At 75.2% G+C, this 20014-nt stretch carries 1 protein-coding gene; it reads right to left on the bottom strand.

The genetic code is table 11. From position 1 onward, the window contains the following. Positions 1 to 74: 74 nt before the first annotated feature. Complete coding sequence (locus tag ABTX62_RS05955; RefSeq protein ID WP_352115020.1) at positions 75 to 20009, bottom strand: non-ribosomal peptide synthase/polyketide synthase; 19935 nt, start codon at positions 20007 to 20009, stop codon at positions 75 to 77. Between the last annotated feature and the right edge of the window lie 5 nt (positions 20010 to 20014).

Raw genomic sequence — 20014 nt, 5'->3', positions numbered from 1 at the left:
GTTCGTGACGGGTCTCGGTGGAACGGGTCGGTCGGGCGGTGCCGACGGTGGGGCTCGGCCCACGGGGCGGGGCGTCACCGGCGGTCGCGGGCGTCGTGGGCGATGTGGCGCAGCCCCTGGGCGAAGTCCTCGGCGACCCGCCGCACGGTGTCGGTGGCGTGCAGGGCGGGCCGGTGGTGCCAGGTGAAGGACAGCCGTCCGCGCTGGACCGCGCCGACGATCTCCAGCGGGTGGGAGCCGCTGTCGCGCGGGTCGTGGTGGCGGCCGAACGAGCCGTGTTCGGCGCGCACCAGGCCGTCGCCGGCCTGCTCGGGGCGGGCGTCCCACTGTCCGAGGTAGTTGAAGACGACCTGTCCGTGCGCGGCGCGGCCGAGACGCTCGCGCACCTCGGGCGGGCCGAAGGTGCGCAGCGCGCCGAAGCCGAGGCCGTTGCCGGGCACGGCGCGCAGCTGGCGGCGTACCGACTTCACCAGGGTCCGCCAGTCGCGGCCCGGGTTGAGGTCGGCGGGTTCGGGGACCTGGAGGGCGACGGGGTGGACGGTGGTGAACCAGCCGACCGTGCGCGTCAGGTCGACGTCGTCGAGGACGTCCTCACGGCCGTGTCCCTCCAGGTCCAGGCGGACTTCCTCACGGCCGGTCCAGCGGGCCAGGGCGAGGGCGAGGGCGGCGAGCAGCACGTCGTTGACGCGGGTGCGGTAGGCGGTCGGCGCCGCGCGCAGGAGCGCTTCGGTGTCCGCCTCGTTCAGTTCGACGGTGAGTGTGTCCACGGCGCTCGTCTCCGGCCCGGCCGGTGTCTCGGCCGGGAGTGGCTCGGCGTTCACCGCGCGTTCCCAGTACGGCAGTTCGTGGTCGAGGGCACCGGCCGCGACGTGCGCGGCGAGGCCTCGGGCCCAGTCGCGGAAAGAGGTGGTGCGTTCGCCCAGCGTCACGGGGTCGCCCTGGGCGGTCTGCCGGTAGGCGGCCTCCAGGTCGTCGCGCAGGATGCGCCAGGAGACGGCGTCGACGACGAGGTGATGGGCGACCAGGAGGAGGAAGGCGGGCCGGTCGGCGGCGCCGGTGAACAAAGCCGCCCGCAGCAGCGGGCCGCGTGTCAGGTCGAAACCGGTGTGCAGGTCGTCGGCGGTCTCCTCCATCGCCGCGTCGGCTTCGGTGGAGGTCAGTCCGCTGAGGTCGCGGCGGGTCAGGAGCCGGTCGCGGTCGGTGTCGGTCGCCGGCGGGTTGAACTGGCGCCAGCCGTCCCGGTCCGCGGTGAAGCGCATGCGCAGGGCGTCGTGGTGGTCGAGCAGGGCGTTGAGCGCCGTTTCCAGGGCGGTGGCGTCCACGCCGGGGGCGAGTTCCACCAGCAGGGACTGGTTGAAGTGGGCGTGGCCGGCGCGCGGGCCGGTCAGGAACCAGTGCTGGATGGGGGTGAGCGGCACCTCTCCGCTCACCGCTTCGTCCCGGGAGTGCCGGGGCGCGGTGGTGACGACGTCGGCCAGCTCGGCCACGGTCTGATGGGTGAACAGGTCACGGGTGGTCAGGTGCAGTCCGTCGCGTCGCAGTCGTGAGACGACCTGCATGCTGAGGATGGAGTCGCCGCCGAGATGGAAGAAGTTGTCGTGCGCCCCCACGTTGTCCACACCGAGGACGTCGGCCCAGATGCGGGCGATGCGGCGTTCGGTGTCGGTGCGCGGGGGTGTATGCGGCCCCGTGGCGGTGTGGGTGGGGCCGGGTTCGGGCAGCGCGCCCCGGTCGGTCTTGCCGTTCGCAGTGAGCGGCAGGTGTGCCAGCGGCACGAACGCCGAGGGGATCATGTGCGGCGGGAGCAGCCCGGCGAGGTGGTCGCGCAGCTCGGGTCCCGGGAGTGCCTCCGGGGAGCCCTCGGCGGGGACGACGTGGGCGACCAGCCGTCCGCCGGAGCGGCCGTCGGGGTCGCTGCCGCCGCCGCGTACGGTGACCACCGCGTCGCGCACGAGCGGGCTGGTGCGCAGCGCGGTCTCGATCTCGCCGGGTTCGATGCGGAAGCCACGCAGTTTGACCTGGTCGTCGGCGCGTCCGGCGAAGCGCAGTTCGCCGTTCACGTCCCAGCGCGCCAGGTCTCCGGTGCGGTACATGCGCTCTCCGGGGGCGCCGAACGGGTCGGCGACGAAGCGGGAGGCGGTCAGGCCGGGCCGGTCGAGGTAGCCGCGGGCCAGTCCGGGTCCGGATACGTGGAGTTCGCCGGTCACGCCGGGCGGGACGGGGCGCAGGGCGGCGTCGAGGACGTGGACGCGGGTGGCGCCGGCGGGGCGTCCGATGGGCGGGGCGGCGCCCGTGCCCGGGGCGAGCGGGCCGGTCCAGGTGGCGACGACGGTGGCCTCGGTCGGGCCGTACGAGTTGATCATCCGCCGGCCGGGTGCCCACCGTTCGACGAGGTGGGCGGGGCAGGCCTCGGCACCGACGATGAGGGTGCGCAGGTCCGGCAGGGCGTCGGCGGTGGCGGGCTCGACCGTCGCCAGGGCGGCGGGCGGGATCAGCGTGTGGCTGACGCGCCGCTCGGCGAGGACCTGGGCGAGGCGCTCGCCGACGAGGGGGCCCTCCTCCCCTGTGACCAGGGTGGCTCCGCTGAGCAGGGATACGCACAGCTCCAGTACGGAGGCGTCGAAGCTGGGTGAGGCGAACTGGAGGACCCGGTCGCCCGGGCCCGCGTCGTAGCGGTCGGCGGCTGCCGCGGCGAAGGCGGCGAGGCCGCGGTGCGGCACCGCCACACCCTTGGGCGTGCCCGTGGAACCGGAGGTGTAGATCACGTACGCCGGGTGGTCGACGGTCAGCGACGCCGTGCGGTCGGCGTCCGTGGGGGCGGTGTCCGGGCCGTCCGCGTCCCATACGGCGGCGGGGTCGTCCAGGACGAGGCAAGCGGCCGCGTCGCGCAGCATGAAGTCCCGGCGCTGCTGCGGGTAGTCCGGGTCGACGGGCAGGAAAGCGCCGCCGGCCTTGGTGACGGCGAGCTGCGCCACGACCGTCTCGGCGCTGCGCGGCAGGGCCAGCGCCACGATCCGCTCGGGTCCCACGCCCCGCGCGATGAGGCGGTGCGCCAGCCGGTTGGCGGCGCGTTCGAGGTGCGCGTAGGTCAGCTCGCGGCCGTCGGCGTCGGCCACGGCGACGGCGTCGGGGGTGCGGGCGGCCTGTCGTTCGAACAACTCGGGCAGGGTCGCCGCCGGGACGGGGCGTGCGGTACCGCGGCCCTGGTCGAGAACGGCCTTGAGCGTCTCGTCGGTGGCGAGGGGCAGGGCGCCCAGAGGCCGGTCGGGGTCGTCGGCGACGGCGGTCAGGAGGGTGGCGAGCTGGTCGGCCATGCGTTCGGCGGTGGCCGCGTCGAAGAGGTCGGTGTTGTAGGTGAGCACGCCGTGCAGTTCCCCTGTGCCGGTCTCGGCGAACTCCAGGGTGAGGTCGAACGCGGCGTGCCGCAGCTCGGTGTCGACGTCGGTGACCTCGATGCCGGGTAGGTCGAGGGCGGCGGCCGGGGCGTTCTGGAGGACCACCATGACCTGGAACAAGGGGGTGCGGCTGGTGTCGCGGACCGGCTGCACCTCGTCCACCACCTGCTCGAACGGCGCCTCCTGGTGGCCGAAGGCGTCGAGGACCGTGCCGCGTACCTCGCTGAGGAACTCGGGGAAGGGGCGGCCGGGTTCGACGCGGGAGCGCAGAACGAGGGTGTTGACGAAGAACCCGACGAGGTGCTGCGTCTCGGCGCGGTCGCGGCCGGAGGTGACCGTGCCGACGGTGATGTCCTCACCGCCGGTCAGCCGGGCCAGGTAGGCCTGGGCGGCGGCGACGAGCGTGGTGAAGAGGGTGGCCTGCCGGTCCCGGCCCACCCTGACGAGGCGGCGGGTCGTGTCGCCGGGCAGGACGAGGCGGACCGTGGCGCCGTGGTGGGTGCGCACCGCCGGACGGGGCCGGTCGGTGGGCAGGTCGAGCGTTTCCAGCCCGGCCAGGTGCTCCTTCCAGTACGCGAGGTGAACGTCCGTGCCGTGCCCGCGCTGCCAGTGGGCGTAGTCGGCGTACTGCACCGGCAGCGGCCGCAACACATCTGCCTCCGCACCCAGTTCGGCGCGGTAGAAGTGGGCGAGGTCTCCGGTGAGCACGCCCGTGGACCAGCCGTCGGTGACGATGTGGTGCAGGGTCAGCGTCAGGACGTGCTCGTCGTCCGCGAGCCTGATCAGTCCCGTGTGCAGGAGCGGACCGCGCCGCAGGTCGAAGGTGCGGGCGCGTTCGGCCTCCAGCAGGTCCGTGAGCCGCTCCACCCGGTCGGGATCGGCCTCCCCCGACAGGTCGTGCAGCGTCAAGGGCACCTCCCGCGCGGGGTGGACGATCTGCACGCCGTGGCCGTCCACCGCGTCGAAGGCGGTGCGCAGCGCCTCGTGCCGCTCGACCAGGGCGCGCAGGGCCGCGGTGAGGGCGGGCACGTCGAGCCGGCCGCGCAGCCGCAGGGCCAGCGCGGTGACGTACTCTCCGCTGCCCGGCGCGAACTCCTCCAGGAACCACAGGCGCTGCTGGGCGTACGACATCGGGGCGGGCGTGTCACGGGAGACCGGGACGATCGCGGTGGGCGTGGAGTCACCGGGGCGTTCCTCGGTGAGCAGGGTGGCGAGGGCGGCGGGGGTGGGGTGGGTGAACACCGCACGCGGGGACACGTCGGTGCCGAACGCCTCCGACAGACGGACGGCCAGCCGGATGCTGAGGATGGAGTCGCCGCCCAGCTGGAAGAAGTCGTCCCGCACGCCGGGGCGCGGCCCGGAGAGGACGTCGGCGAAGATCTCCACCGTGCGCCGCTCGGCATCGGTGCGCGGTTCGGCCGGAGCGCCCTGTGGGTCGCCGCTCGTGGGCCGGGGCGCGGGGAGCGAGGCCCGGTCGACCTTGCCGTTGCGGCTGAGCGGCAGCGCGGGCAGGACGACGAACGCGGACGGGACGAGGTAGTCCGGCAGTGAGCGCCGGGCGAACTCCCCCAGGCCTGCGACGTCTTCGGTGCCGACCACGTAGGCCACCAGGCGGTGGCCGCCGGGCCGGTCCTCGCGGGCCAGGACCGTCACGTCGGTGACATCGGGGTGCGCCGCGAGGATCGCCTCGACCTCGCCGGGTTCGACGCGGAAGCCGCGGATCTTCACCTGGTCGTCGGCGCGGCCCAGGAACTCCACCGTGCCGTCGGGGCGGCGGCGGGCCAGGTCGCCGGTGCGGTACATGCGGGTGCCGGGCGGGCCGGCCGGGTCGGCGAGGAAGCGGGCGGCGGTGTCGCCGGGACGGCCCAGATAGCCGCGTGCCACGCCCTCGCCGGCGATGTACAGCTCGCCGGCGCAGCCCGGCGGCACGGGCCGCAGCCTGCGATCGAGGACGTGCACGCGAAGGTCGTCGAGTGGGTGGCCGATGGGCACGGTGTCGGGGACGGCGGTCGCGTCGGCGAGCGCGAAGGATGTCGCGAACGTCGTCGTCTCGGTGGGCCCGTAGCCGTCCACGACGGTCAGGCCGGGGCAGGCTGCCAGGACGCGGCGGACGGCCGCGGCGGGCACGACGTCGCCGCCGGTCCACACCTGGCGCAGACCGGTGAAGCAGCCCGGTGCGTCCTGCGCCAGCAGACGGAAGAGGCCGGCGGTCAGCCACAGGGCGCTCAGACGGGTGTCACGGACCAGGCGCCGCAACAGTGCCGCGTCCAGCGGCCGTTCGGGTGCCACGACGACGCAGCCGCCGGTGATCAGGGGCGCCCACACCTCGAAGGTGGCGGCGTCGAAGGCCACCGGGGAGTGCAGCAGCACCCGCTCGCACACCCCGCCGGTGAAGCGGCTGTCGGTGGCGAGGGCGGCCACGTCACGGTGACGTACCGCGACCGCTTTGGGTTCGCCGGTCGACCCGGAGGTGAACATGACGTACGCGAGCCGCTCGGGGTCCGCCGGTACGGCGACGGGCGCGCCCGGCACGGGAGTGCGCGTGGCGGCGACGCCCTCGGCGGTCAACCGGACCGTCGCGCCCGCCCGTTGGATCAGTGTGCGGCGCCGGTCCTCGGGGGCGCGGGCGTCCACGGGCACGTAGGCGCCGCCCGCCTTGAGGACGGCGAGCTGGGCGACGACGAGTTCGGTGCCACGGTCCATCAGCAGCGCCACCCGGTCCTCGGCCCGCAGTCCGTCGGCGAGGAGGCGGGAGGCCACGGCGTCGGACCAGTGGTCGAGGTGGCGGTAGGTCAGTTCCGTGTCACCGCCGCGCAGCGCGGGCGCTTCGGGGGTGCGGTGGGTCTGCTCGGTGAACAGGTCGACGGGGCTGCGCGGCACCGGGCGCCGGGCGGTGGTGTTCCAGCGCTGCAGCAGGTCGCGGTCGTCCTGGGTCAGCGGTTCCAGGGCGGTGACGTCGGCGTCGTTCTCCAGGGCGTCGGCGAGGGCGCGCAGGACGACCGTGAGGCGGTCCGTGAGGCGTTCGGCCGTGTCCGCGTCGAACAGTCCGGCGTCGTAGGCGAGGTCGATGCCCAGGCGGTCGCCGAGGTGGGCGCGCAGGCACAGCGGGAAGGTGGGCGCGTCCTCGGCGTGTACCTCCTCGACCCGCACGCCCGTGCGGCCCGTGGCGGACTCGTCGACGGGGTAGTTCTCGAACACCACCATGCTGTCGAAGAGCGCCTCGCCTGCCGGTGTTTCGCCCAGCGCCTGGATGCGGGGCAGGGCGAGGAAGTCGAAGCGCCGGGTGTCGCTCTGCTGCTCCTGCACCTCCCGCAGCCAGGACGCCGCTCCCCCGCTCGGGACCCGGATGCGGGTGGGCACGGTGTTGATGAACATGCCGATCATCGACTCCACACCGGGCAGTTCGGCCGGGCGTCCGGAGACGGTGGTGCCGAAGACGATGTCGTCGCGGCCGCTGTGGCGGGCCAGCAGCAGCGCCCAGGCACCCTCGATCACGGTGTTCACCGTCAGCCCGGCCCGGGCGGCGGTCTGCCGCAACCGCGCCGACAGGTGCTCGTCCAGTTGCCGGTGTGCCAGGGCGGCCGCACGGGCGCGGTGCTCCTCGGCCGGTGTGCGGTCGTAGGGCAGCGGGGTGCGGGCGGGGAACCCGGCGAGGGCGGCGGACCAGTGGGCCTCTGCGGCGTTCTCGTCCTGGTCGTGCAGCCAGCGCAGGAAGTCGGCGAACGGGCGCCGGACCGGCGCGGGGGCCGCTCGGCCGCCGGTGAGCGCGGCGTAGCGCTCGCAGACCTCGGTGAGCAGTTGCCCGGTGCTCCAGCCGTCCAGGATCAGGTGGTGGGAGGACCACAGCAGCAGGATCTCGTCTCCGGGCAGCGTGGCCAGGGTGATGCGGGTGAGCGGCGCGGTGGTCAGGTCCATGCCCGCCGCGCGGTCGGCGGCCAGCAGTTCCTCGATGGCCGCCGCACGCTGCCCGGGCGTCAGGCGTCGCCAGTCCAGGTGGGTGACGGGCAGCTCCACGCGCCGGTGCACGACCTGCACGGGGTGCGGCAGGCCCTGCCAGTGGACGCTGGTGCGCAGGGCCTCCGTGCGGTCGGCGACCTGCTGCCAGGCGGTGGCGAAGGCGTGCGGTTCGGTCACCCCGGACAGGCGTACGGCCACCCGGTCGGAGTAGGCGCCCGCCGTGTCCACCAGGCCGTGGAAGAGCATGCCGGCCTGCAGCGGTGTCAGCGGCAGGACGTCGGCCACGTGCCGGCCGTCGCCCACGAGGCGGTCCAGTTCCCTCTGGCCGAGCCCGGCGAGCGGGAAGTCCGACGGGGTGCGTCCGCCCACGTCCGGGCGGGCGCAGTGGGCGGCGATCTCGCGCAGCGCCGCGCACATCTCCTCGGCGAGCGCGCGGACGGTGGACTCGTCGTAGACGGCCGGTGGGTAGGTCCAGCCGAGTTCGAGCCGGCCGTCCTGGACCACGCCGGTGATGTCCAGCAGGTAGGGCCGGGGGGCGTCGGGGTCGGTGTCGGAGCCGGCCGGTGGCAGGGCGGCGCCGTACAGGCCGCTGCTGCCGCCGGTGTCCCACCGGCCGTGGTAGTTGAAGCCGATGCGCGGTGCCGGTGCGTCGGCCAGTGGGCTGCCGGGCAGGAGGTGGCGCAGCGCGCCGTGGCTCAGGCCGTGCAGGGGCACCGCGCGCAGCTGTTCCTTGACCGAGCGCAGGGTGTCGTGCCAGCCGGCGTCGGGGGCGACGGTCAGCGCGAGGGGGAATTCGGCGGTGAACCAGCCGACCGTCCGCGACAGGTCCAGGTCGTCGAAGAGGTCCTCGCGGCCGTGGCCCTCCACGCCGACGAGCACGCTCTCGCGCCCGCACCAGCGGGCCAGGGTGCGGCCGAGGGCGCTGAGGAGCACGTCGTTGACCTGGGTGCGGTAGGCCTCCGGGACCTGCCGCAGCAGGGCCTGGGTGGTCTCCGGCTCCAGTTCCACGGTGACCGTGGCGGCGGCGCCATGGGTGTTCGGGCCGGACCGTGCCGCGGGCAGGCCGGCGGGGGCCTGCGTGGTGCGCCGCCAGTGGTCCAGGTCGCCGTCCAGGGCGCCGGAGCGGGTGTGGGCCTCCAGCCGGGTCGCCCAGTGGCCGTACGCGGTGGTGGCCGGGGGCAGCTCGACGGGGTGTCCGGCGGCGGCCTGCCGGTGGGCGGTCTCCAGGTCGGCCAGCAAGATCCGCCAGGAGACGCCGTCGACGACCAGGTGGTGGACGATGAACAGCAGGTGGGCGGGCAGTTGCGGGCCGCGGTCGAGGATCAGGAGGCGCGTCACCCGTCCTTCGGCGGGGTCGAGGGCGGCACGGGCCTCGTCCGCGAGGCGGGCCGTCTCGGCCTCCAGGGCGGGGCCGTCGAGGCCGGTCACGTCGTGCTGGGTGACGACGCCGTCCGGGACGTCGGGCAGGATGTCCTGGCGCCAGTCGTGGTCGGTGCGGCGGAAGCGGGTGCGCAGCGCCGGGTGGTGGCGTACGAGGGCGTCCACGGCGTGACGCAGGGCGGACAGGTCGGTTCCGGGGGCCAGTTCGAGGCGCTGGGACATGGTGAAGCGCAGCGGGTCGCCGGGGGCGCGGCCGTCGAGGTACCAGCGCTGGATGGGCGCGAGCGGTGCCTCGGCAGGGGCGGCCGTGTCGGCCGGGACCGGCGCCGACTCGGTGATGCGCAGGGCGAGTTCGGCGACGGTCTGGTGGCGGAAGACGTCCTTGGTGGTCAGTGCCAGTCCGGCCTGACGGGCCCGGGAGACGATCTGGATGCTGAGGATCGAGTCGCCGCCGAGCGCGAAGAAGTTGTCGCGTGCGCCCACTCGTTCGACGCGCAGGACGTCGGCCCAGATCGCGGCCAGCGTCTCCTCGGGGCCGGGACGGGGCGCCACGTATGCGGCGTCGGGTTCGGGTTGCGTGGGCGGGGCGGGCAGGGCCCGCCGGTCGGTCTTGCCGCCGGCGGTGCGCGGGATCCGGGTCAGGGGCACGAACGCCGCCGGCACCATGTGGTCGGGCAGGGTGCGCCGCAGTGTGAGGCGCAGTTCGTCGGCGGCCGGGACGGTGTCCCCGGCGGGCACGAGGTGGGCGACGAGCATGAGCCGGCCCGCGTGCTCGCGCGCCGTCACGACGGCCTCGGCCACGTCCGGGTGGGCGAGCAGCGCGGCTTCGACCTCGCCGGGCTCGACGCGGAACCCGCGGATTTTGATCTGCTCGTCGGCGCGGCCCAGGAACTCCAGCAGTCCCCGCTCGTCGCGGCGGGCGCGGTCGCCGGTGCGGTACATCCGCTCCCCGGGCGCGCCGAACGGGTCGGCGAGGAAACGCGCGGCGGTCAGGCCGGGCCGGTTCAGGTAGCCGCGGGCCACCTGCGCGCCGGCGAGGTACAGCTCGCCCGGTGTGCCGGGCGGCACCGGGCGCAGGGCGCCGTCGAGGACGTAGGCGCGCAGGTTGCCACCGGGCCGTCCGATGACCGGCCGGCCGGGGTGGTCGGCGACGCGCCCGTAGGCGGCGTCGACGGTGCACTCGGTGGGGCCGTACATGTTGTGGGCGGTGACGCCCAGTTCGGCGGCGGCGCACAGCTCGCGCCAGGTGTCGGGGCCCGTCGCCTCGCCGCCGACGAGCAGGACGCGCGGGTGGTGGCGGCCGGGTGCGAGGAGTCCCGCGGCGAGGAGTTCGCGCAGGAAGGACGGGGTGACGTTGACCAGGTCCAGGCGTCGTTCGGTGATCTGTGCGCAGAACGCCTCGGGGTCCACGCGTACGTCTTCGTCGACGAGGTGGACCTCCTGGCCGAGGGCGAGCAGCAGCGGCCCCTCCCAGGAGGTGTCGAAGGAGAACGAGGCGCTGAGCGCGGCGCGCAGTCGCCGTCCGTCCGCGGTGTGCGGGGCGACGAGCCCTTCACGGTGGTCGTGGCAGAGGTTGGCCAGGTGGCGGTGTTCCACGACGACGCCCTTGGGGCGGCCGGTGGAGCCGGAGGTGTAGACGACGTAGGCGGCGTGGTCCGGGCGCAGCGGGGCCGGGCGGTCGTGGTCGGTGGGGTTGTGGACGGGCAGCCGGTCCCACGGTGTGTCGCGCAGCGCGTCGGCGGTGAGCACGGTGTGCGGGGCGGCGTCCTTGAGGAGCCCGGCGGCGCGTTCGGCGGGCAGGTCGGGGTCGAGGTACAGCAGGGTGCCGCCCGCCTTGGCGACGGCGAGGACCGCCACCATCAGGCCGGAGGTGCGCGGCAGCCGTACGGCGACCACCCGCTCGGGGCCGGCGCCCCGGGCCAGCAGGTGGTGGGCGAGCCGGTTCGCGCGCTCGTTCAGGGCCGCGAAGTCGAGGGTGGCGTCCCGGGCCACCAGCGCGGTGACGTGCGGGGTGCGGGCGGCCTGTGCCTCGAACAGGGCGGGGAAGGTGATGTCCGGGACGGTGAGATGGGGTCCCTGCCCGTCGTGCAGCACCCGCCACCGTTCGTCGGCGGTCATCAGCTCCAGCCCCCGCACGTCCCGGTCCGGGTCCCGCACCGCCGATTCCAGCAGCAGCCGCAGGCGGGCGGCCAGGCGGCGGACGGTGTCCTGGTCGAACAGGCCGGTGTTGTACTCCAGGTGGCCGGTGACGCCGCCGTCGCTCTCCACGAAGTCGAAGGCCAGGTCGAAGGTGGCGTGCCGGACCGGCGGCAGGACCGGCTCGGCGTCCAGGCCCGGCAGCGCGGGTACTTCGGCGCCGAGGTTGTGCAGGGCGACCATGACCTGGAACAGGGGGGTGCGGCTGGTGTCCCGTTCGGGCTGGAGGGCGTCCACCAGCTGTTCGAAGGGCACGTCCTGGTGGGCGAACGCGTCCAGGACGGTTTCGCGCACCTGCTCCAGCAGGGCGCGGAACGACATGCCGGGGCGCACCCGGTTGCGCAGCACGAGGGTGTTGACGAACATGCCGACGACGTCGTGCAGTTCGGGACGCTCGCGGCCGGCGGTGACGGTGCCGACGGCGAAGTCGTCCTGGTCGGCCCAGCGGGACAGCAGGACCGTGCACGCGGTCAGCAGGGTCATGTACAGGGTGGCGTCCGCCTCGCGGCCCTGCTCGCGCAGCCGGTCGGTCAGTTCGGCGGGCAGGGTGAAGGTGACGAGTGCGCCGTCGCGGGTGCGTTCGGCGGGTCGCGGCCGGTCGGTCGGCAGCTCCAGTGGCGGTACCCCGTCCAGCTTCTCGCGCCAGTGGGCGAGTTGCCGCCCGGCCTGTTCGGTGCGGGCACGCTGCCAGGCGGCGTGGTCGGCGTACCGGACGGGCAGCTCGGGGAGTTCGGGGCGGCGGCTTTCGAGGGCCGCCGCGTACAGCTCGCCCAGGTCCCGGCCGAGGACGCCGAGCGACCAGCCGTCGGTCACGATGTGGTGGAGGGCGAGGGCCAGTACGTGTTCGCGGGCCGCCGTGCGGGCCAGCCGGGCGCGCAGCAGCGGCCCCGCCGCCAGGTCGAAGGGCGTGGCGGCCTCGCGCTCCAGCAGCTCCTCCAGCGCGACCCGGGGGTCGGGGGCGGTGGTGAGGTCGTCCACGGTGACGTCGACCGGGTGCGCCGGGTGCACGAGTTGCCGGGGCTGTCCGTCCTGTTCGGCGAAGGTGGTGCGCAGCGCCTCGTGGCGGGCGACGAGGCCGTTCAGGGCCGTGTGCAGGGCCTGCTGGTCGAGGGGGCCGCGCAGGCGCAGCACGGACAGCGTCGTGTACTCGGTGCTGCCGGGCTCGAACCGGTCGAGGAACCACAGGCGCTGCTGGGCGTACGACAGCGGTGCCGGGGTCTGCGGGGCGGTCGCCGGTATCGCGTCGGCCCTGAGGGCGGACGCCTCGCCGGCCGGTTCGCCCAGCTCGGCGGCGAGCGCGGCCACCGTGCTGTGGGTGAACAGCAGTCTCGGGGAGACGTCGGGCCCGAACGCGGCGCGCAGCCGGGCGGTGACGCGGACGGCGAGGATGGAGTCGCCGCCCAGCGCGAAGAAGTCGTCCCCGGCGTACACCTCGTCGGCCCCGAGCACGTCCGCCCAGGCGGCGGCGACCGCCCGTTCGGCGGGGGTGCGCGGCGCGGTCCGGTCGGTGTCGGCGGCGTAGCCGTCCGCCGTCGGGGCGGGCAGGGCGCGCCGGTCGAGCTTGCCGTTGACGGTGAGGGGCAGCGCGTCCATCGGCACGTAGGCGGCGGGCACCATGTGGGCCGGCAGCAGCCGCTCCAGGTGGGCGCGCAGCTCGGCGGCGGGAGGGGTCGCCCCGCCGGAGCCGACGACGTGCGCCACCAGCCGGCGGGTGCCGGAGGTGTCCTCGAACACGCCGACGGCGGTGTCGGCGACGCCGGGGTGGCTGTGCAGGGCGGCCTCGATCTCACCGGGCTCGATGCGGTAGCCGCGGATCTTCACCTGGGCGTCCGCGCGGCCCAGGTACTCCAGGGTGCCGTCGGCCCGCCACTTCGCCCGGTCGCCGGTGCGGTACATGCGGCTGCCGGACGGGCCGAACGGGTCGGCGAGGAAACGGGTGGCGGTCAGGCCGGGACGGCCCAGGTAGCCGCGGGCCAGCCCCTCCCCCGCCACGTACAGGTCCCCGGTCGCCCCCGGCGGCACGGGTGCCAGGTCCGCGTCGAGCACGTACACCCTCAGGTCCGGGATGGCCACGCCGATGGGGCCGGCGGGGCCGCTCGCGGCGGTGGCGGGGTCGAGCGGGGCGTGGGTGACGTGCACGGTGGTCTCGGTGATGCCGTACATGTTGACCAGGCGCGGGGCGGCGGCCGGGTGGCGTTCCCACCAGTCGGCGAGCCGTGAGACGTCCAGGGCCTCTCCGCCGAAGATCACGGTGCGCAGCGCGAGCCGGACGCCGCTGTCGGGGTGTTCGGCGTCGGCGCGGATCAGCGGGTAGAACGCGGACGGCGTCTGGTTGAGGACGGTGACCCGCTCGTCGGCCAGCAGCCGCAGGAAGTCCTCCGGGGAGCGGGCGGTCTCGTCGGGCACCACGACGAGCCGGCCGCCGTGCAGCAGCGGGCCCCACAGCTCCCACACGGAGAAGTCGAACGCGTAGGAGTGGAACAGCGTCCACACGTCGTCCGGGCCGAAGCCGAACCACGGGCGGGTGCGGGTGAACAGCCGCACCACGTTGGCGTGCGGGATCACCACGCCCTTGGGGCGGCCGGTGGAGCCGGAGGTGTAGATGGCGTAAGCGGGGCTCTCCGGGAGGGGGCGGCGGGCCGGGGCGGGTCCGCCGGCCGGGCGCCGGGCCAGGTCGGCTGCCGTGTCCGGGTCGTCGAGGAGGAGGGCGGGCACGCCGGTGCCGTCGACGCGGGCCGCGGCGCCGATGGTGGTCACCAGGGTCACCGGGGCGGCGTCGGCGAGGAGGTGGGCGATGCGTTCGGCGGGCGAGTTCGGGTCGATCGGCAGGTAGGCCGCGCCGGTCTTCAGCACGGCCAGGATCGCCACGACCTGGTCGGTGGAGCGGGGCAGGGCGAGGGCGACGAACCGCTCGGGCCCGGCGCCGAGTCCGGCGAGCCGGTGGGCGAGGCGGCCGGCACGGGCGTCGAGGGTCGCGTAGTCGAGACGCTCGGTTCCGCAGGTGACGGCGATGTTGCCGGGGGTGCGGGCGGCCTGCGCCTCGAACAGGTCGACCAGTGTCTCGGTGGGGCGGCCGCTCTCGGTGCCGTTCCAGTCGGTGAGGATCCGGCGCCGTTCCTCGGCCGTCGTCCAGGCCAGGGTGCGCAGCGGCCGGTCGGTGCCGTCGGCCAGCTCGGTGAGCAGCAGGCTGAGCCGGCCGGCGAGCGCGCGGACGGTCGCGGCGTCGAACAGGGCCGGGTCGTAGGCGAGGTCGAAGCCGAGGCGTTCGCCGTGGTGGGCGCGCAGGACGAGCGGGTAGTTGGTGGCGTCGCGGGAGGTCACCCCGGCCAGCCGGATCCCGGAGCCGGCCGTGCGGGCCTCGTCGAAGGGGTAGTTCTCGAAGGCGACCATGCTGTGGAAGAGCGGGCTGCCGGACGGCACGTCGCTCAGCTGGGTCAGCTCGGCGAGCGACACGGCGGCGAATCGCATCGACTCGGCCTGAGCGTCCTGGAGTTGGCGTAGCCAGGCCCCGGCCGGGCGCGCGGCGTCGACGCGGACGCGGGTGGGCACGGTGTTGATGAACATGCCGACCATCGACTCGACGCCGGGCAGGTCGTCGGGCCGCCCGGAGACGGTGGTGCCGAACACGACGTCGTCCTGGGCGGCGTAGCGGGCCAGCAGGAGGGCCCAGGCGCCCTGCACGACCGTGTTGAGGGTGACTCCGGTCTCGCGGGCGGTGCGCGCGAGGCGCGCCGACGTCTCCTGGTCCAGGCCGGCCGTGTGCACGTCCGCGGAGCGGGCCTGGTGGGCCTCGCGCAGGGGGCGGTCGGCGGGCAGCGGCGTGGGTTCGGCGAAGGCGGCGAGGACACCCTGCCAGTGGGTGCGTGCGGCGTCGGGGTCCTGGTCGGCGAGCCAGCGCACATAGTCGCCGAAGGGGCGCCGCAGCGGCGGCCGGGACTCGGCGCCCGCGGTGAGCGCCGCGTACGCCTCGCACACCTCGGTCAGCACCTGGGCCAGGCTCCAGCCGTCCAGGATCAGGTGGTGGGAGGTCCACAGCAGATGCAACCGGGCGTCGGGCAGCCGGATCAGGGTCAGCCGCATCAGGGGTGCCGTGGCGAGGTCGATGCCCCGTGCGAGGTCGTCGGCCCGCAGCCGGGCCAGGCGCTCCACGCGTTCCGCCTCGTCCAGCCCGCGCCAGTCGAGGTGGGTGACCGGCACCCGTACGTCGCGGCGCACGACCTGGAGGGGCACCGGGACGTCCTCCCAGACGACGCAGGTGCGCAGGGCGGGCGTGCTGTCGGTGACGCGCTGCCAGGCGACGGCGAAGGCGTGCGGGTCGGTGACGCCGTCCAGCAGCAGGCCCGCCTGGTCGACGTAGACGTCGTCGGGGCCGCCGACCAGCCGGTGGAAGAGCATGCCCTCCTGCAACGGGGTCAGTGGCAGGAGGTCCTCCACCTCCCGGCCGTCGCCCACGAGCCGGTCCAGGCGGTCCTGGTCGAGGCGGGCCAGCGGGAAGTCGGACGGGGTGCGGCCGCCCGCGCCCGGACGGGCGCAGTGCTCGGTGATCGCGGTGAGCGCGCGGGTCATGCGGTCGGCGAGCTCGCGGACGGTGTTCTCGTCGTGCACCTGATCGCTGTAGTGCCAGGTGATCCGCAGTTCGCCGTCGGTGACCACGGCGGAGACGTCCAGCAGGTGGTCCAGCGGTTCGTCGGGGGCGATGTCGCGGCCGGGTGCCTCGCCCGCCGGGGCGAAGTCCCCGCCGTCGGAGGCCTCCCACTGGCCGTGGTAGTTGAAGCTGATCTGCGGCAGCGGCACGTCCCGCAGGGCGCGGGCGGCCGGGTCGGGCGAGCCGAGGCGGGCCAGGGCCTCGTGGCTCAGGCCGTGCCGGGGCACGGACCGCAGCCGCTCCTTGACCGCCTTGAGGGTGGCGCCCCAGTCGGGCGACCCGGGCGGTCCGGCGGGCGCGAGGGTGACGGGGTACTGGGCGGTGAACCAGCCCACCGTGCGGGACAGGTCCAGCGCGTCGTCCTCGCGGCCGTGGCCCTCCAGCAGGACGGTCACCCGCTCGGCGCCCGTCCAGTCGGCGAGGACCCGGCTCAGCGCGCCGAGCAGGACGTCGTTGACCTGGGTGCGGTAGACGGCGGGCACCCGGCGCAGCAGCGCCTCGGTGGTGGCGCGGTCCACGCGGGTGCCGAGGGTGCGCACCGAGCCGGCGAGCGGGGTGCCGGGCCGGTCCACGGGCAGCGGGGTGCGGGGCTCGGCGGCCTCGGCCGTCCAGTGCGGCAGGTCGGCGTCGAGGTCACCGGCGCGGACCCGGTGCGAGAGGTGCGCGGCCCAGTCGGTGAACGGCGTGGCGACGGGCTCCAGGCGAACCGCCTCTCCCCCGGCCGCCTGCCGGTAGGCCTCGGCGAGGTCGGCCAGCAGGATGCGCCAGGAGACGCTGTCCACCGCCAGGTGGTGGGCCGTGACGAAGAGTTGGGGGCGCTCGCCGGACCGGGTGAGCAGGGCGGCACGCAGCAGGGCGCCGGTCTCCGGGTCGAGTGCGGCACGGGCGGCCTCGGCGGCCTGTTCGCGCTCTGCCGTCGGGTCGGCGGCGTGGGAGAGGTCGTGGCGGGTGAGCAGGCCGGTGGCCGGGCCCTCGCCGGGGTGCTGGCGCCAGGTGCCCCCCGAGCGGGCGAAACGGGTCCGCAGCGCCGGATGGTGGGCGGCCAGCGCCTCCAGGGCGCGCTCCAGGGCCGATTCGTCCAGGTCGTGGGGCAGGTCCAGCAGCATCGACATGCTGAAGTGCCGCAGCGGGCCGTGGCCGGCGAAGAACCACTCCTGTACGGGGGTCAGCGGCGCCGGGCCCTGCTCGGCCGGACGCCGGGGCGCGGGCACGTGCGCGGTGCGCACGGACGCGGCGGCGGCGAGGTCGGCGACGGTCTGGTGACGGAAGACGTCCCGCGAGGTCAGGTGCAGCCCGGCCGCGCGAGCGCGGGAGACGGCCTGGATGCTGAGGATGGAGTCGCCGCCCAGCTCGAAGAAGTTGTCCGTCACACCGACGCGGCGCGCGCCCAGCACTTCGGCCCAGATGCGGGCCAGGGTCTCCTCCTCGGGGGTCCGCGGAGCGGCGAACTCCCGCTCGCGCTCACCGTCCTCGAGGTCGGGGGCGGGCAGGGCATGCCGGTCGACCTTGCCGCTGACGGTCATCGGCAGGGCGTCCAGGACGGTGAAGGAGGCGGGCACCATGTGGTCGGGCAGCACCCGCCGCACGGCCGCCCGCACCTCGCCCGCGGCGGGCCGCGCGTCGCGGTCGGCGGGGACGAGGTACGCGGCGAGCCGGACGTGGCCGTGCGGATCGGTGACGGCGACGACCGCGGCGGCGGCGACCGCGGGCACGTCGGTCAGGGCCGCTTCGACCTCGCCGGGCTCGATGCGGTGGCCGCGCACCTTGACCTGGTCGTCGGCGCGCCCGAGGTAGTCCAGGCGTCCGTCGGCGGTCCGGCGGGCCAGGTCGCCTGTGCGGTACATGCGGGCGCCGGGCGGGCCGAACGGGTCGGGCAGGAACCGTGCGGCCGTCAGCCCCGGCCGCCCGCTGTAACCGCGCGCCAGTTGTACGCCGGCCAGGTACAACTCGCCGCCGATGCCGGGCGGCACGGGCCGCAGCCGGTCGTCGAGGACGTAGGCGCGCACGTTGGGCAGCGGCCGGCCCACGGTCGGCCGGCCGTCGCCCTCGATACGGCAGGCCAGCGCGTCGACGGTGCACTCGGTGGGCCCGTAGAAGTTGTAGGCGGCCACGTCCCGCCGCGTTGCCAGCTCCCGCCACAGGGCGGGCCCGACGGCCTCGCCGCCGAGCATGAGGACGCGCGGGTGGTGCCGCGGGTCGGTGAGCAGTCCGGCGGGCAGCAGCTGGCGCAGGTAGGTGGGGGTGAGGTCGAGGAAGTCGATGCGGTGCTCGACGACGTACTCGACCAGTGCGGCGGCGTCCAGCCGGGTCGACTCGTCGACCAGGTGCAGCGGGTGGCCGTCGGCCATCAGCAGCACGCCCTCCAGCGAGGTGTCGAAGGAGAACGACGCCGTGAGCGCCACCCTCAGCGGCCCGCCGCCCGCCTCGGCGACGAAGCCCTCACGGTGACCCGCCAGGAGGTTGGCCGCGGACCGGTGCGTCACGGCAACGCCCTTGGGGCGGCCGGTGGAGCCGGAGGTGTAGATGACGTAGGCGGTGGTGTCGGGGTGCGGCGGGGGCAACGGGCCGCCAGGGGTGGGGCCGGCGGTGTCGTCGGCCTCGCGCAGGGCGGTCTCGTCGAGGACGAGCGCGGGCCGCGCGTCGTCCAGCAGGAACCGCACCCGGTCCTTTGGCAGTGCCGGGTCCAGGGGCAGGTAGCCGGCGCCGGCCTTCCAGACGGCGAGGATCGCCACGATCATGTCGGCGGTGCGCGGCAGCGCGAGGGCGACCAGGCGCTCGGGTCCCGCGCCGCGCGCCACCAGGTGACGGGCCAGACGGTCGGCGCGCGCGTCGAGCGCCGCGTGGTCCAGGTGGACCTCCCCGGCGATCAGGGCGGTGGCGTGCGGGGTTCGGGCCGCCTGCCGTGCGAACAGCTCCGGCACGGTCTCCTCGGGCACCGGGCGCGCGGTGGCGTTCCACTCCCGCGTCACCTGCCGCTCCTGCTCGGGCGAGAGCAGCGGCAGGGCGCCGAGGGGTCGGTCGGGATCGGCGGCGGCCCCGTCCAGTGTGCGCAGCAGCTGGTCCGCCATGCGCTCGGCGGTGGCCGCGTCGAACAGGTCGGTGCGGTACTCCAGCAGGCCGGTCAGTCCGTCCCCGTCGGGCACGAACTCGACGCTCAGGTCGAACGTGGCGGCCCGCCGGGGAACGGCGACCGCAGAGGCGCTCAGGCCGTGCGGGTCGGGTGCCGCGGGTGGCGCGGGGTGCAGCAGGACCATCACGTCGAACAGCGGGTTGCGGCCCGCCTCGCGGGTCGTCCCGACGGCCTCGACCAGCCGCTCGAACGGTGTGTCGCCGTGCGCGAAGGCGTCGTTGACGGTGTCCGCCGCGGCGCCGAGCAGCGCGCGGAAGGAACCGCCCGTCTCCACGCGGGTGCGCAGCGCGACGGTGTTGACGAAGAATCCGACGGCCCGCTCCAGGTCGGTGCGGCCGCGTCCGGGGGTGAGCGAGCCGACGGTGATGTCGTCCTGCCCGGACCAGCGGGCCAGCAGGGCCTGGCAGGCGGCGACCAGTGCGGTGAACAGGGTGGTGTGCTGCTCGGCCGCGAGCTGCTTGAGCCGGGCCGTGGTGGCCGCCGGGACGGTGAAGGCGTGCACCGCGCCGGCACCGGACTCCTCGCCGCGGCGCGGCCGGTCCAGCGGCAGCTCGGACGCGGCCGCCCCCGACAGTTTCTCCTTCCAGTGCGCCAGTTGGCGCTCCAGCCGGGTGCCGGACAGTTGCTCACGCTGCCAGACGGCGAAGTCGGGGTACTGCGTGGCCACCGGCGCCAGGGCGGGCCGCGCGCCCTGGGCGAGGGCGTCGTAGGCGGTGCACAACTCGTCCAGCAGGACGCCCATCGACCAGCCGTCGGTGACGATGTGATGGGCCGTCAGCAGCAGCACGTGCGCGTCGGGTGCCTGCCGCAGCAGCAGTGCGCGCAGCAGCGGCCCGGTCTGCAGGTCGAAGGGCCGCTCGTACTCGGCCAGCAGGGCCGCGTCCGGGTCGGTCCCGGTCTCGTCCGCGGCCGTGAGGTCCCGGACGGGCAGCGGGAGCGGCCCGGTGGGGTGCACGGTCTGCACGGGGGTGCCGTCGTGCTCCTCGAACGTGGTGCGCAGCGCCTCGTGCCGCGCCACCACGTGCTCCAGTGCGGTGGACAGGGCGGTGTGGTCGAGGGCGCCGGTGAGGCGCAGCGCCACTGCGCTGTTGTAACGCGGGTCGCCGGGGCGCAGCCGGTCCAGGAACCACAGCCGCCGCTGGGCGAAGGACAGCGGCAGCGGCCGGGTGCGGTCGGCGCGCGGGATGGCCTGCGGGGCGGCGGTGCCGCCGGCGCCTGCGGCTCCGCGTCCGGCCAGCCGGCGGCGGAGTGCTTCCTGGAGGTCCTGCGGGAGGGCCTCGGCACGGTTTCGCTTCGAAGACGTCATGGTCG

The sequence above is a fragment of the Streptomyces sp. NPDC096046 genome (assembly GCF_040303285.1).
Taxonomy (GTDB): domain Bacteria; phylum Actinomycetota; class Actinomycetes; order Streptomycetales; family Streptomycetaceae; genus Streptomyces.
This window is presented reverse-complemented; position numbering and strand designations above follow the sequence as displayed.

What these genes read in the sequence shown, in the direction of transcription:
- ABTX62_RS05955 (WP_352115020.1), bottom strand. Translation starts at nt 20,009, where the DNA reads ATGACGTCTTCGAAGCGAAACCGTGCCGAGGCCCTCCCGCAGGACCTC.